The sequence below is a fragment of the Candidatus Pantoea bituminis genome (genome assembly GCF_018842675.1).
In the GTDB taxonomy this organism is placed as follows: domain Bacteria; phylum Pseudomonadota; class Gammaproteobacteria; order Enterobacterales; family Enterobacteriaceae; genus Pantoea; species Pantoea phytostimulans.
This window is the reverse complement of the sequence record NZ_JAGTWO010000003.1, coordinates 21,430-36,914: the sequence shown is the minus strand read 5'-3', so window position 1 is coordinate 36,914 and position 15,485 is coordinate 21,430. Positions and strand designations below refer to the sequence as shown.

The following is a 15,485-nucleotide window of genomic DNA, read 5'->3' as shown; positions in this document are numbered from 1 at the left end:
TTTTAAATATGAATGGTGTATCTGATGGCGAATCCTAAATCAGCAATGTTCGAACGCATTTCACAGCTCTCAAAAAACGCACCTTTGCATGAAGCAGGTAGTTCTGCATCGGCTGAACAACCGCCTGTCGCGGCCGAAGCCGTCAGGCCTGCAGAACCTGAGAAGCAGGTTGAAAACGAACCGCCCGGTCCACGCCGGAAAGCGAAAGCTGTGCGTAGGGCTAAAAATGTTCAGATTCCGGAGGACCTATGGGACGCTTACGACTCCCTTAAAGAGCGTAACGTCACATCTCTGCTGATGACGCCTTACATTCTTGAGGCATTTCGCGAAAAGCTGGCGCGCGATGGCGCTTTTGATAGCAAGAAAGACTGAATGTAGCAGGCCATTATCTGAACGGTCATTAACACTCAGACGATACGCTATAAATATATATAATGTACATTTTAAATACTTTATGTTTACTTTATAAGTATCTGGAGAGTATCGCTGTCAGAGATGGTGAACATGTTCAGCCTGAGTGATTTAAACATCAAGGCGCTTTGCTGACACTGAACAAAGAGGACGTTCATGTGTCAGTTAGAAGTGATGAACTGGACGTTCAGGAACGTTGACTCGGTAATCACAGTTACACAGAGCGTAAAAATGCTTAAAGGAAATGTACACAGAAAGCGGCCTGCGTTCGATGAGTGGCAGCAGCGCCTTAACACCGGCGACAGGTTGCCGCGCGGTCTCTATTTCACTGGTAAAAAACCAGGCCCTGTAATTCGTATTCTTGATGAATTTCACCTGGCAAACTCATTTTCGTAAGAGAAAAGGGCAGCAAAATTTTCCGCTGCCCTGCTTTTGAACCCGACAAAGCCTGGGTACACAATAAGTTAATAGCGTATCAAAGCACGATTAGCTTGTATTACCAATACAATTTAAATGCATGATAAGTATTTAAAATGTACATATTAAATACTTAATAAATCCCTTTAGCATACTTTAGCAACCGGTAGCTCCTTCCAGTTCGTCGTCCATGCTTTACTCAGCATCTCCCGCTTCATCTTCCAGTCAGGGTCGATACCTTTACCCGCAAAGCCTATGCTGTAGCGCCCGGAGCGGTTCATCGAATCCATCAGGCTCATCAGAGCTTCACTGCCGGCGCGCGGCGCCTCATCATCAAACAGGTTGAGCTGCGCTACGCCGTTCGGCCGAAGCTCGCTCAGCATGATGCCGGCTTTCGCATAGCGAAAACCCGGGCGCCAGATCGCGTCCAGTGATTTCACCGCTGCCTCAATGATGTTGCGCGTGTCCTGCGTGCCAACGCGCAATTTCACGAACGCCGTATTACCGTAGCCAAGCTGCCCGGTGTCGAAAGGGAGGTGCGGATAAAAACGGAGATGTGGTGGCAGAACTGCCTGTCCTCGCGAAGCTTTTCCGCAACGCGTTCGGCATACGCGCAGACGGACTGTCGCATCGCGTCGTATTCCGTGATGCGCTCGCCGAAGCTGCGGCTTACGACTATCTGCTGTTTGGGCGGTGGCGCATCCTCCATCGGGATGCAGGACTCACCGTTAAGCTCGCGCACCGTGCGCTCAAGTACCACTCCGAAATTCTTACGGATGAAAGAAGGGGAGGTGCGTGCCAGATCGAGCGCCGTTGTCACGCCGAGCAGCTGCAGGCGCTTTTCGAGCCGGGAACCCACACCCCAGAGTTCACCCACAGGCTGGCGCGACAGAAGGGTTTCTGTCCGCTTCAGATTCCCCGGCGTGAGCGCCAGCACTCCGCCAAACTGGGGCCATTCCTTACCGGCCCACTGTGCTGACTTCGCCAGGGTCTTTGTTGGCCCAAGCCCGACGCCGACCGTCAGGCCTGTGCAGGTCCTGACGTGCGCCCGGAGCATGCGGCCAAAATCCTCATACGGCATGGTCAGTTCCATACCCGTGCAGTCACAGAACCCTTCGTCAACCGAATACACCTCCAGACGCGGCACCATCTCCTCAATGCAGGACATCACGCGCGTGCTCATAGAATGGTACAGCGCGTAGTTGCTTGAAAATACGTGTATTTTTTCCGGGAAGTGCTGATTCTTTATCTTGAACCAAGGGTCGCCCATCTTTACGTACTTTTTGGCTTCTTTGCTCCGTGCGATGACGCAGCCGTCATTGTATCTGAATGAAACTAACAATTAGTTATTAATAAGCTAATGATTTTAAGAAGTATTTAACTACTAACTTTTACTATGTGTTTTGTATCGGTGGCTTACTTAAGTTAGCGGCTAGCGTGTTAAATGCTATGGCTGTCGCCGGGAGTTATATTGCCCCTGCCGTTAGCAGTAAGCTGCAGACGCCGGGGCTTTACGTCGCAAGCGCCGTAAAGCCCGTTCACCGTAGTTAAAAGGGTTTACCGTAGCTGAATCTTTACTGGGAGTTAGTTTAAGCCGTTCAGAGGAAGGTATGGTTCGGCAGCGATGTATATGCCTGTAACCGGCTACGCCGAGCGCGCTGTGCAGTTTAAATCTGTGTCACTCTCAGCGGCATTCAGGGCTGGCTGCGCACTGCTCGCCAGACTCGATCGCCTCAAGCAGGCAGGCTCAATCGGACTGAATGTCCGCTTTGTGCTGTGAGTTCAACCGGTCGATGCAACGCTATCCTGTAACGAGGAAGACGTTACTCACATTACGGTGTGCTCATAAAGGAGCAGAAAGTCAGAATATAAAAAATGGAATAGAAGTAGAAAAATATTGTATTAATAAATACGCTATCAAAAATTAAGATTTATTAACTGAAAAAATCTTGTCCTGTAGCAACTTATTTATGCTGGCGTCCGCCCGGGCTTTATTTTAATCTGATGGTGATATTTATCCTGTAACTTTTTGAATAAATTGGCGAAAAATAACATTGACAGGATGTGACAAAGAAAGCTTTTTAACTTGTTAGCCTGATTGCTTAATGCTTTCAGTCAGCAGATTGCAGTGTGAACAATGAAAAAGAGAACGTAAAAATAAGTAACCATTGCTGGGTTATTTAAGGTTGCATTAACATGCTCATCGGGTCTTTTTACCCATAAGACTTCTTTAATGCTTGTTGGTAATTAAGCAGGTGCGTTTCAAAGAATAATTCACCAAAAAGGATTATTTATTTTGCTGAAATTATTTTGGAAATAAACACTGATTCAAAAGATTCAATGGTAGTTATTACACCTGCAACAGGCTTAACGCCTACACTTAGCATCAGGTCGTCATTAATACGAGGCGTGTATGTTTCTTAACTACTTTGCGCTGGGCGTGCTTATATTCGTTTTTCTCATTATTTTCTATGGGATTATTATCCTTCATGACATTCCTTACCTTATCGCAAAATCCCGTAATCATCCGCATGCTGATGCTATTCATGTGGCTGGCTGGGTAAGTTTGTTTACTCTCCATGTGATATGGCCATTCTTGTGGATATGGGCCACTCTTTACCGGCCGGAACGAGGATGGGGAATGCAAAAACAGAATGCGTCACTGGAGCTGCGCATAGTGGAGCTGGAAAAAAACTTAACAACATTAGTCCGCGCCCCGGGAGTAACAACGCTATGGATTTACTGATTATTCTTACTTATGTCGCGTTTGCCTGGGCCGTATTTAAAATATTCAGGATTCCGGTAAATAAATGGACGGTGCCAACCGCAGCGCTGGGCGGAGTTTTCCTTATTGGTGCCCTGATTTTGCTGATGAACTATAACCATCCCTACACTTCCCTGGCGCAAAAGGCTGTAATAGCCATTCCTGTTACACCTCAGGTAACAGGCGTTGTCAGCGATGTCACCCAAAAACAAGATATCCGCATAAAAAAAGGAGAAATACTTTTCCGGCTGGAAAGAACGCGCTATCAGGCTCGGGTGGAAAGAATCCAGGCTGATTTAATGACGGCCATACATAATGTGCATGTTCTGAAAGGGCAGATGGATGAAGCCATTGCCAATACGTCTCACGTTTCAGCAGAGCGGGATCGTCTCTTCAAGGAGTACCAGCGTTATCTTATGGGAAGTCAAGCCAAGGTAAATCCCTTCTCCGAAAGAGACATTGATAATGCACGACAAGACTTTTTGGCTCAGGATGCTCTGGTCAAGAGTTCTGTGGCTGAACAGGCACAGATAAAAAGCCAGTTAGACAGCGTAGTAAACGGGGAGCAGTCCCAGGTTGTCAGTCTCAGGGCGCAGCTCTCTGAAGCCTTGTACAATCTTGAACAAACAGTTGTCCGCGCTCCAAGCAACGGCTACGTTACCCAGGTCCTTATCCGCCCGGGCTCCTACGCGGCAGCGCTGCCCCTGCGGCCAGTCATGATATTTATTCCTGAGCAAAAACGGCAGATAATTGCCCAGTTCCGTCAGAACTCTCTGCTGCGTCTCAAGGCGGGTGATGAGGCAGAAGTCGTTTTTAATGCTTTGCCGGGTCGGATATTTTCCGGCAGGTTAACCAGAATTCTGCCTGTGGTCCCGGGCGGAGCCTATCAGGCACAGGGAACCCTGCAGTCACTGAGCGTCGTTTCCGGTTCTGATGGCGTGCTGGCAATTATCGAACTGGATCCGGACAGTGAAGTTGATGCTTTACCAGACGGTATATTTGCACAGGTAGCAGTTTACTCAGACCACTTTGCACACGTTTCTGTCATGCGCAAGGTTCTTCTGCGAATGACCAGCTGGTTACATTACCTGTACCTGGACCATTAACAGGAGAGGCTGTACGCCCTTGCATGACGGGATGCCGGAAACCATGTCTGCCTGTATTGTCTTTCCGGCTTTGTGTTCAACGTGAGGTCGTGAACAGAGGGCTCTTTGTAACAGACTTCCGAGCTCTCCGGTGGCTGAGAAAAGAAAACGGAGACATGTACCGGTAGCGCATTCGTAAACTATTTCCCGCCCTCAACCTGTCTGCATTAGGGATCTGTGAAACGTCCGCACCGGGATTATCGACAGAATTCAACAATGGAAATCACTTGCTGCAAACCTATCTAAAAGTTTTCTTTACGAACTTCCTGTATATAAACGCAGGCGTTTGGGTTCTGCGCTCCTGCGTTACGCCTGTTTACGGGTAAAGAAAAACAATTTCAAGTACACCATTAATAACAAACTGCACGCCCATGCAGACCAGGAGAAAACCCATCAGGCGGGAAATGGCATCAATACCGCCTTTTCCTATTAGCCGCATGATGCTATCCGTACTACGAAGACTGACCCAGGCAATGACAGCCACTACCAGAAAGATAAGCGGGGGGCCACTATGATCACCCAGGCCGGAAATTCATTTCCATGCCGTAGCGTAGACGCAGAGCTGACCAACATGGCAATAGTACCGGGTCCGGCGGTGCTGGGCATGGCAAGCGGTACAAAAGCAATACTGGTGCCATGCCCGGGTTTCTGTTCATTAGTGTTAATGAGCACTTGTGTTAACTGTTCTTCTTTGGAGACAGGAAACAGCATACGAAATCCGATAAAAGCAACAATCAGTCCCCCCGCGACACGCAGGCCAGGAATTGAAATACCAAAAGTATTCATCACTATTTGCCCGGCATACCAGGCAACCATCAATATGATAAAGACGTAAACAGACGTCATCATAGCTACGCGGTTACGTTCAGTGCGATTCATCTGACCACTCAGTCCTAGAAACAATGCCACCGTAGTCAGAGGATTAGCGAGCGGCAGAATGACTATCAGTCCCAGCCCAATCGCTTTTATCAGGTCGAACATTTTTATTGTCCTGTATTCAGATAACAGAAACTGACCCGGTGCGCTTATTAATAAAAACGTCTGTCAACACGGGGTGAATGAAAAGCAGGCCGTCTGTTTTTAGCGTTTTTATCAGGGCGTAACAGGCCACAGCCAGAATCATTTCAAACCACGATCTGGCTCTGTTACGTCCGTAATATTAATCTTATAACCAGAATAAACTTCAGCTATAAGACATCTTACTTCAGGAAAGGCTGCGATAATTTCTGCCCAGGAGCCGTCGCAAGGCTGATTGTCCTCTGCGGCTTTATTTTCCCGGAAAATCCACGATATCAGCAACCATAATATCAATGGCACTTTTTATATCATTCTGCGTTATCTGTGACTCACTGTTTGATACTTTGCTGCCATAGGCTTTTCTGACAACTTTGATAACAGGCTTGTTAGTCGATACATCTGTCAATACGGCTTCGATAAACAAAAATGTATTTTGAGAGCGTTTTCCGGTCACTGTCATTGTCCCTGCTATGACAGCCGTAACGGGCAGAACTTCATAGAACTGAATATCTTTGTTTTCAGCTGAGACAGCTGTTATAGCGGTTCTGAGCATAAGGCCGCCCTCATGTGGCCTGCTACTCAGCTGCTTATGTGAGCTTACTGCGCTTTTGAGACGCTGCTCCGTATACAACCGGATTTGCTCAAGCGTAGCCGCACTAACCCGGCTGTCAGGTACAGGAGAAGGAAAATACACGACGGGTGATAAATAAATATCTTTATAATTGCTCAGGCGAAAGTCGGGAGATACCCACCGAAGTACTTGATGTCCAGATGAAGTTTCTACAGTTTGTAAGTCAGAGTAATCACTCATAAAACCTGAATACTGCTCAGTTTCTGCGACTTTGGAAGAACAGCCAGCAAGCGTAAAAAAAGCAAAATTACGCCCAGCTTTAAATAAAATTTTTCTGAGATAATCATTTTACCCCCAGGGCATGATTGGTGACGTGATGCCACACAAACTCATTATAAATTATAAAACGAATTTTCAACCAATCACTTTAAAAATGTCTTTTTCATCGAAGCATAACCGTAAGAATTACCGCTTCAGTTTTTTAATTTTCAGGTTACGTGAGACAGATTGCCTGAAATGAATATAAAAAGGCATAAAACCAACCATTCTTTATCGTTAAAGATAATATAACACCATAAAAATATTATTTATTTTCACTGATTTCTCTTTATTGTGCATAGCGACTGGGTTATATCTGTACGAATGTAAGCACACCTTTCTCTGCGTAGTAAAGAAGAGCTTCATCACAAAAAATAATATAAATATAAATCACAATAAAAATCCCCTCTGTGGGTTAGATGTTTACAGTGATGTATAACCGGCCATAACCATGCAGGAGAAGTCCCGAATGAAAATACTTTACGCCATAGTTGCATGCACTCTTACCTTTAGTTCATTTGCAGCAGAAATGATGCCGCAAAATGATTTTGATAAGGTGCGGAATCAATATGAAAAAGTTGGCAGCATCTCTACATCAGGAGAGACCAGTGCAGCCGATGCAAAGGCTGAGCTCTCTGAACTGGCCGATGCGAAAGGCGGAAATATTTATGTCCTGACATCCGGCAACACAAAAAACAAAATGCATGCTACTGCAGATGTATATAAAAAAAGTAAGGATGTATATAAAAAAAGTAGGTTTGATATCAGTGCCAGCACTACTGAACGAAACGCGGCTGCATAAGGAGGCCAGTTGTTCATCCTCAGACTTCATCCGCAAGGCCCGGAACGCATCTTTTTTCGGTCCGGCGGAGCTTCGGTCCTGCGGGGAGCCGGATACAACAAGCATGTTTGTTATTGCTGTTCAACGGGATAAGCCGGAATCTGCAACAGCTGCAACTGAGCAACAAATATCTGCCATGATAATATCTGGCACTTTTCTGGACATATAAATTGACTGCTGAGCAGACAGGTCACCGAAGGTTTTATGCTTACAGAATCAGAAATGAGACGGTGAGCATCGCTCATGCGCATCTCAGCCTTACGCGCCTATATACACTCCGGGTTTACTGAAAAGCATATTAGCCACTTACGCACTCATTACAGACCTGAGGCTTTTGAAAAGATGCTCCGTGCGGTGCTGACAGAAGCCGGGCGTCTCGGGCCAGCACTCAGTGACGGTCCACTTTATCTTTCCAGCGTACGGGTAAGTCTTACGTACAGAGTCCTGAGCTCCGGGAGGCCTTGCAGGCCGGAGCCGGTGTTGTTACAGAAATAAAGCAGCACGATCCCGGGCGGTTTTTAACAGCAATATCAGCCATCACATAATCTCACACATGTCATAAGTATGACGATAAGAACGCAGTACAGTAAGACAGCAGTAAACGCTTTTTGTATCTACCTTCTGAAGCGGGGAACTGAATGTGCTTATAACTTCCTTTTTAGAAGGTCACCCACTTTGATGAAGGAGTTCTTATGAAAGCCGCAGTTGTAACTCATGATCACCAGATAGATATTATTGATAAACCCCTCAGACCTTTACGGCCCGGCGAAGCTTTGCTGCAGATGGAATGTTGCGGTGTCTGTCATACTGATTTGCATGTAAAAAATGGAGACTTTGGTGATAAAACAGGCGTCACGCTGGGCCATGAAGGTATTGGCATAGTGCAGGAAGTGGCACCCAACGTTACTTCTTTAAAACCTGGCGATCGGGCCAGCGTGGCCTGGTTTTATCAGGGGTGCGGCCACTGCGAATACTGTAACAGTGGCAATGAAACACTCTGCCGACAGGTAAAAAACTCCGGTTACAGCGTGGATGGCGGCATGGCCGAGCAATGTATCGTGGCTGCCGACTATGCGGTAAAAGTACCTGAGGGGCTTGATCCAGCCGCCGCAAGCAGCATAACCTGTGCCGGCGTCACCACCTATAAAGCGGTAAAAACCTCCGGTATCCGCCCCGGTAAATGGATTGCGATTTATGGCATGGGAGGGCTCGGTAATCTTGCGCTGCAGTATGCAAAAAACGTATTCAATGCCAGAGTCATTGCCATAGATATCAATGATGCTCAACTGGCATTTGCAGCTGAAACAGGTGCCGATCTGACCGTTAATGCCCTCACTGAGAATGCTGCCAAAGTTATTCAGGAAAAACCGGGGGCGCCCATGCAGCAGTCGTGACAGCCGTATCGAAATCAGCGTTCAATTCTGCCGTAGACGCAGTGCGTGCCGGAGGACGCGTGGTGGCGGTCGGTCTGCCTTCGGAATCTATGGACCTCAATATCCCGCGTCTGGTACTGGATGGTATTGAGGTAGTGGGCTCACTGGTCGGAACACGTCAGGATTTAGCTGAAGCCTTCCAGTTTGCGTCGGAGGGTAAGGTCGTGCCCAGAGTAACAAAACGGCCTGTCGAGGATATAAATTTAATATTTGAAGAAATGCTTAGCGGCAAAATAACCGGCAGGATGGTCATTGATTTTCGCTCATGACGGCTTTGCCCGGTGCACATGCCTGCTTTGTGCTGTGAGTTCAACGGGTCGATGAAGCGCTATCCTTATATGAGGAGGACGTTGCCATGAAACGAAGAACGCGCATTTACTACACTCCAGAACGGCGTGTTCGGTGTCCACAAAACAGCAGCATCTAAAGTTCGCCCGGCAGATATCGATGCAATACGGTAGATCAACAGGTTGTTCAGTGGGCGCATGGTTCTGCGGCTCAGACGACCTCTGGTCGACTGTTTTTTGTTGCCAGGATAGTGAGATCTGATCGCTTCCCGGAGCAAGAGCACAGGCAAATACGCCATCCATCCATAACCACGATCAATTCCTTTTGTTAATGCCAGTAAACCGCTTTTATTGCCTGCCTAACCGCTGGCCTGTGCAGCAAACCACTATGTTCATCAGTACAGCAACAACAGTTTCCTGTCGTTTAACCTCACGGCCACCAGGAATATTCTTAATCACTTCGAGGTAAATTAAGGTATGTAACAATTATTGATTTACATCAATTCTCTGGTGATCGCCGCAGGTCATTCTCTGTTCAATTATTAGACGCCGGAGATTATGACTTTGTTTACTTCAGCCACTGTCGTTTGCCGTATGACCAAAATCCTGCCTGCTACTCTCAAATGCTGGCAGTTCGCATCACTGATTACTCCGCCTTCCCAGCAAGGGTACAGCGAATCACAGGTTGCCCAGATCAGGGTCATCTGCGCCCTGTCTTCATCAGGCGATACGCTCAGCGAAATCCGTACTCTGTTAAACGATTCCTGGCAGTACAGACACAGCGGCTGGGAATGTCGCAGACAGGAGTTTATTTTTCAGCTGGTCTCAGGAACCGATGAGACGCGCGCCCGCTATCTCTGGCAGCTTTACACCAGCTACCGTCCTGAAGATGTTGTCACGTATTTGCTAATACCGGTGGCCGACTGGCTGCGCCGGGAAGAGAAAAATATTTTACGGGTACGCTGTGTAAAATGTCTCTCCGACCATACGCAACGGTTGCTGAAAACCCGGCAACACGCAGAGAACATCAAACCGTTACTGAAAATAATAAAACTGATAAAGCGTGATAAGTCATTTACCTTCTGTCATCAGCCATCTGTTAATCGCAACGCTTTTGCCTCGGTTAACGCGTACCGGAATATCAGCCTGAATCACTAAAAGTGGCTGTTGTTCTGTCCCGGCCAGCTGAGGTTGGCCGGTAGCCTGAAAAGGTCATCTGAATAACCCAGGGTACAGCGAAGAGAGCAGGGAAGATCAACCGCGATGGCTCGAACCCGCGCTGAATTTGTGCGCATCATAGGGACTGGCTATACTGTTAAATAACATGTCCATTATTTGCATGTTCACTACCAACACCCTGTGAAATAGAGCGTGCTGAGGGTCCTGAGCCTTGTGAATCCCGCTATTTTGCTGTTTCGCCTCTTTCCCGGCATGCCCTTTACGAGTTCTGGTAGCATCACTGAGTTGTAAACATGGGATCGGTCACATATGGCTCTGTCATCAGCGCCAGTGTGAGGCAAAATATGAATAATAAAATCCCTGTACCTGCCGTCACCCGTTCCGAAAAACCGGCATCAGATGAGGCAAGCATCAATGCGTTTCAGCATGATGTTGTCAGAAACCTTATCTGCCGACAGGCCCGCTATCCTGATATTGCCACAACCCAAGACTGGTATATGGCTCTCGCCTGGACAGTCCGGGACCGCATGCTTGCACGCTGGATGGCCTCGGTCCAAAACTATGCGCTCCATCATGTCAAAGTGGCCTGTTACTTCTCAGCGGAGTTTCTTATCGGCCCACAACTCGGTTGTAATTTAATAAGCCTGGATCTTGAAAATGAGGCGCGTGAGGCCATGCAGACGCTCGGCCAGGATCTTGATGTGCTGCTTGAAATTGAGGAAGAACCGGGCCTCGGTAATGGCGGACTGGGAAGGTTAGCAGCATGCTATCTCGACTCATTAGCGACAGTGCGAATCCCGGCGATAGGCTATGGAATCCGCTACGAGTTCGGCATTTTCGATCAGGAGATCGTTGACGGCTGGCAGGTAGAACGCACTGATAAATGGTTGAAAATGGGCACCCCATGGGAAATTTGCCGGCCTGAAATCAGCTTCTATGTCTGCTTCGGCGGTTCCACGCAGATGCTGACCGATGAGCAGGGTAGGCTGCGCGTGCGCTGGATACCGGCAAGACAGGTAAAAGGCGTTGCGTACGATATGCCTGTTCAGGGTTATCGCGTAAATACCTGCAACGTGTTGCGGCTCTGGAAGAGTGAAGCGGTGGAATCCTTCGATTTTGAGGACTTCAACGCGGGCGACTATTATCAGGCGGTAGAAGAAAAAGTCGTTTCTGAGACCCTTTCAAAAGTGCTCTATCCAAATGACGAACCGGACAGTGGTAAACGCCTGCGCCTCGCTCAGCAATACTTCTTCGTCTCATGCTCCTTGCAGGACATGCTACGCCTGATGGATGCCAGCAATTTACCGGTTGGGCGTTTTGCGGATCGTTTCGCTGCCCAGCTTAACGACACGCATCCCTCAATCGCGGTGGCTGAACTTATGCGGCTTCTTATTGACGAGCGTTTGCTGTCGTGGGAGGAAGCCTGGTCCATCACACAGCGCACGTTCGCTTATACCAATCATACGCTGTTGCCTGAAGCGCTGGAGACGTGGAGCCTGCCCCTGATGCAGAACATGCTGCCACGGCTGCTGGAGATTATTTACGAAATCAATAAACGCTTTCTGGACGATGTTCGCCGCGCGTTTCCCGGTGACGAGGCTCGCGTGGCGCGCATGTCAATAATCGACGAGTACGGCGATAAAAAGGTCCGTATGGCCCATCTTGCAATCGCTGGCAGCCATCACGTGAACGGCGTAGCGGCGCTCCATTCTGCGTTGCTCAGAGAGACCGTACTGCATGATTTCGCTGATATGTATCCTGAGCGTTTTCTGAACGTGACAAATGGGGTTACGCCGCGCCGCTTTATGATGCTGAGCAATCCGGGCCTTGCACGCCTGCTTGATGACACGCTTGGGACAGCCTGGAGAGGCGATTTGACCCACCTTAATGCTTTGGCCGCGCATGCCGACGATGATGCCTTTCAGGAAACCTGGCGTGCGATCCGGCGTGATAGCAAGACGACTCTGGCGGCGCGCATTCATAAAATGGTGGGGATAAGTATTCCGCCAGACATGTTGTTTGATGTCCAGGTAAAACGTATCCACGAATATAAGCGCCAGCATCTCAACGCCCTGCACATCATCAGCTTATATCGACGCTTGCGTGCCGATCCGTCACTAGATATTGCGCCGCGCTGCTTTATCTTTGGCGGCAAGGCCGCGCCGGGATACCACATGGCGAAGCTGATTATTCGTCTGATTTCGGGTATCGCGGAAGTGGTTAATAACGACCCGGTCATCGATAACCGCATTAAGGTCATTTTCTATCCTGACTTCAATGTCAAAAACGGCCACTACATCTATCCGGCGGCGGATCTGTCCGAGCAGATCTCCACGGCAGGCAAAGAGGCGTCTGGCACGGGCAACATGAAATTCATGATGAACGGCGCGCTGACTATTGGCACGCTCGATGGTGCTAATGTTGAGCTCCGTGAGCAGGCGGGCGCAGATAATTTCTTTCTGTTTGGCATGACCGCGCAGCAGGTGGAAGGGCTTAAACATGAGGGATATCGTCCTGCGCAGTATGTGGAGTCCAGTGAGGATTTACGCGACGCGCTCGATCAGATTGCTCAAGGCTGCTTCTCCCGTGGCGACAAAGAAGTGTTTCGCGGTCTGCTCGACAATCTGCTTAATTCCGACCCGTTTTTCGTACTCGCCGATTTTGCCGACTATATGGCATGCCAGGAGCAGGTGGATCAGGCCTGGCATAATGAAAAGCGCTGGACGCGAATGTCTGTTATGAATACCGCCCGGTCAGGTATGTTCTCGTCGGACCGTGCAATCCAGGAATACTGTAAGCATATCTGGCAAACGGACCCCGTAAATATTGATCCAGTTGAGTTCTGAGGGGCGCGTATGGATCAAGAATTATGTTCATGACGACGATAAGCCAGTAACGGGTCCCTGGCGTTCCGGATTTTCATTCCAGGAGGCCGGGGACTGGCCAGGCGCAAGCGTAAAGCAGCGGATGCACGGCTGCCGCAGTGATCCACCCTGATGCTCTGACTGGCAGCGCCGGTAAGCGCCGGCGGACCGCCGGAAGCAGCATTTCGGATCAGGGAGCGGAGGGCAAAAACAATCTTGTCTTATGCAATTGGCTTACAGTCCGCTATGAGCCATAAGCGGACATCTATGAGGAATTCACTGATACTTTCTAATCTTCCCTTTTAAAATTTCCATCTTTTATTTAATGCCGAAAACCCAGCCGGTTTCAGTGCATAACCATGCCACAGCGCAGATTAATTTGCACGATTCTGAGCGGTTTCCAGGGCGTAGAGTGATTTACGTTAACCCGGGAAAGACTAAGTACGCTTAAGAGAGCATGTTAAAAATGTTATGTCTCAAGTGAAAACGGGCAGCAGGAATTGAACCCGCATCTTCAGCTATATATAAATGCTGATGTAATACCTGTTATACCACGCCCGTATAATCTCTCTAAAGGTACGTAGGACTGAGTCACCGACTCAGCCAGCGGAAAGGTGATATTTTCTTTGGCAGGCAGGAATCAGCCGTAAGGCGGGTTCCGCACCTGCTACAGACAGCACCGTGCGGGATCTGCCGTATTTTATTTACGGTAGTAAAAATAAACTTCTTACACCCGTATCTGGGACAGTGAAAAAATAACAGGCACATTGATCTGACCATTTGGCTTTATGTATTACAACTGACAGTAGTTAACGCTATTAATTTGAGTAACGCGAATATTAATGCCTCAGCAGCATATGTTGATTGACATACTAATCCTGCTTCTGCCTGAGATTGAGCACAGACAGAGTTTTTTGACTCATTATCTACGGGCTTTTTTGCAGCCCTTCTGCTTTCGCCGCTTCGTTTCAGGCCTTTATTTTTTCTTTATGATGGTTTTTCAGAAATAAACACTAAATTTAAGGGGATTTAATAGTTTTATTTTTTCCAAAGAGGCTGAACATGAGCACACGTCGTGGTGGAGCGGGAAACTTTGCAGAAAATCCGCAGCGGGCCGCTGAAGCAGGAAGAAAAGGCGGTAAGCAAAGCGGTGGAAACTTCAAAAATAACCCTGAACGTGCTGTCGAAGCGGGACGGAAAGGAGGAAAGATTAGTCGAAGAAATAATCCTGATGTAACAACCAGCTAAGCAGCTATCGGAACGTCAGCAAAAAGCCTGATGCGTGGCTGAGAAACTACGGCGTAAACGCTCAAACGAGGACATTTACAGGTATTGTGCGCCTTCAGGCTGGTGCGCATATGTATATTATGGGTAATCACTTTAAGTACTGACCTGTTTCGCATAATTCAAAATGCATGGCAGTTTGTAAAATTTTAATGTTGATAGAACATCTTCATACTGGGTCAGTAAGTCCGCTCTTCGCTCATAGCAGACCTAACAACACTCCAGAGCTGCTGACATAAACAGCATCAATTTAACTAACGTTTCTCACCACTCAGATCGTTATTCGAGAGGATGACCACCGGTGCATTTCTGAGATCAGGACGGAAAACCTTTTCGGCGCTGGCATAAAAGCTGTTTACGTCAATCAGCCCGAACATGTCAGTTTCTCCCGCGTGGGGTATGCACGAAGTGCGCCACTACGCCGAAGATTTCCATCGTGTCCGGGTCCGGAATGATGATGGGGTAGGCGGGATTCATTGGCTGCAGTACGGGTCCCTTCGGGGTAAGAAAAAGACGCTTTACCGTAAACTCGCCGTAGAGCTCAGCGATAACAATGTCACCGTGTTCCGGTTTCAGGGACCGATCAACAATAAGCAAATCGCCATCGTAAAGGCCGATGTCCTGCATACTGTTGCCCTGCGCGCGCAGGAAGAAGGTGCTTGCCCGGTGGGCTATTAAATATTCATTAAGATCGAGCTCCTGTTCAGCGTAGTCCTGGCAGGGAGAAGGAAAACCGCAGGGCACACGTTCAAGGAAAAGGGGCCTGAAGCTGGGCGGCGGATTGTCCGCCGGTTGCATCAACTCAAAGGCGTTAAACATAGCAAAAATCCCTGTCAAAGTACTGCATGTATATACAGTAGTATTAACTGGCTTTCAGGGCTGCGCAAGACAGGGCTGGTCACACACGCACAGGAATCGTACAGAAAAAAGATGACCATTGATTTATATAGGTTT

Annotated in this window: 8 protein-coding genes, 1 tRNA gene and 5 pseudogenes; 8 read left to right on the top strand and 6 right to left on the bottom strand. The window is 48.2% G+C overall.

Annotation, left to right across the window (positions count from 1 at the left end; genetic code table 11):
* Positions 1 to 24: 24 nt before the first annotated feature.
* Positions 25 to 372, top strand: coding sequence for a molecular chaperone (locus tag KQP84_RS03365; RefSeq protein ID WP_215845234.1), 348 nt, complete (start codon positions 25 to 27; stop codon positions 370 to 372).
* A gap of 602 nt (positions 373 to 974) precedes the next feature.
* Here the strand turns inward: KQP84_RS03365 and umuC are convergent.
* A pseudogene (gene umuC / locus KQP84_RS03360) lies at positions 975 to 2,149 on the bottom strand (translesion error-prone DNA polymerase V subunit UmuC); the annotation flags it as partial.
* 1,092 nt (positions 2,150 to 3,241) lie between these two features.
* Between umuC and KQP84_RS03355 the strand changes: the two are divergent.
* Together KQP84_RS03355 and KQP84_RS03350 are read left to right on the top strand one after the other, a co-directional pair.
* A complete protein-coding gene (locus tag KQP84_RS03355; RefSeq protein ID WP_215845233.1) occupies positions 3,242 to 3,574 on the top strand; it encodes a DUF3302 domain-containing protein in 333 nt (110 codons plus the stop codon).
* Complete coding sequence (locus tag KQP84_RS03350; protein ID WP_215845232.1) at positions 3,562 to 4,698, top strand: HlyD family secretion protein; 1,137 nt, start codon at positions 3,562 to 3,564, stop codon at positions 4,696 to 4,698. Before KQP84_RS03355 ends, KQP84_RS03350 begins: the two co-directional genes overlap by 13 nt.
* Positions 4,699 to 5,053: 355 nt before the next feature.
* On the opposite strand, the pseudogene KQP84_RS03345 reads toward KQP84_RS03350, so the two are convergent.
* Both KQP84_RS03345 and KQP84_RS03340 read right to left on the bottom strand, forming a co-directional pair.
* Positions 5,054 to 5,718 (bottom strand): annotated as a pseudogene (locus KQP84_RS03345) (MarC family NAAT transporter).
* Between the two features lie 286 nt (positions 5,719 to 6,004).
* A complete protein-coding gene (locus tag KQP84_RS03340; RefSeq protein WP_309140136.1) occupies positions 6,005 to 6,655 on the bottom strand; it encodes a DUF3313 domain-containing protein in 651 nt (216 codons plus the stop codon).
* Positions 6,656 to 7,112: 457 nt separating this feature from the next.
* On the opposite strand from KQP84_RS03340, the pseudogene yahO reads away from it, so the two are divergent.
* The 4 genes and pseudogenes from yahO to KQP84_RS03320 all read left to right on the top strand — a co-directional run.
* Positions 7,113 to 7,373: pseudogene (yahO, locus tag KQP84_RS03335) on the top strand (DUF1471 family periplasmic protein YahO); the annotation flags it as partial.
* An 803-nt stretch (positions 7,374 to 8,176) separates the two neighbouring features.
* A pseudogene (gene adhP / locus KQP84_RS03330) lies at positions 8,177 to 9,186 on the top strand (alcohol dehydrogenase AdhP).
* Between the two features lie 576 nt (positions 9,187 to 9,762).
* The gene (locus KQP84_RS03325) at positions 9,763 to 10,362 is read left to right on the top strand and encodes a MerR family transcriptional regulator (protein WP_215845229.1); all 600 of its coding nucleotides are present in this window, start codon (positions 9,763 to 9,765) and stop codon (positions 10,360 to 10,362) included.
* 365 nt (positions 10,363 to 10,727) lie between these two features.
* Positions 10,728 to 13,229, top strand: a complete 2,502-nt coding sequence (locus KQP84_RS03320) for a glycogen/starch/alpha-glucan phosphorylase (RefSeq protein WP_215845228.1) — start codon at positions 10,728 to 10,730, stop codon at positions 13,227 to 13,229.
* Between the two features lie 503 nt (positions 13,230 to 13,732).
* Here the strand turns inward: KQP84_RS03320 and KQP84_RS03315 are convergent.
* Positions 13,733 to 13,808: transfer RNA gene (locus KQP84_RS03315), tRNA-OTHER, on the bottom strand.
* A 501-nt stretch (positions 13,809 to 14,309) separates the two neighbouring features.
* On the opposite strand from KQP84_RS03315, the gene KQP84_RS03310 reads away from it, so the two are divergent.
* The gene (locus KQP84_RS03310) at positions 14,310 to 14,495 is read left to right on the top strand and encodes a con-10 family general stress protein (RefSeq protein ID WP_215845227.1); all 186 of its coding nucleotides are present in this window, start codon (positions 14,310 to 14,312) and stop codon (positions 14,493 to 14,495) included.
* Positions 14,496 to 14,806: 311 nt separating this feature from the next.
* Here the strand turns inward: KQP84_RS03310 and KQP84_RS03305 are convergent.
* A pseudogene (locus tag KQP84_RS03305) lies at positions 14,807 to 14,908 on the bottom strand (Y-family DNA polymerase); the annotation flags it as partial.
* Between the two features lies 1 nt (position 14,909).
* Positions 14,910 to 15,350, bottom strand: coding sequence for a translesion error-prone DNA polymerase V autoproteolytic subunit (gene umuD / locus KQP84_RS03300; protein ID WP_215845226.1), 441 nt, complete (start codon positions 15,348 to 15,350; stop codon positions 14,910 to 14,912).
* Positions 15,351 to 15,485: the final 135 nt, after the last annotated feature.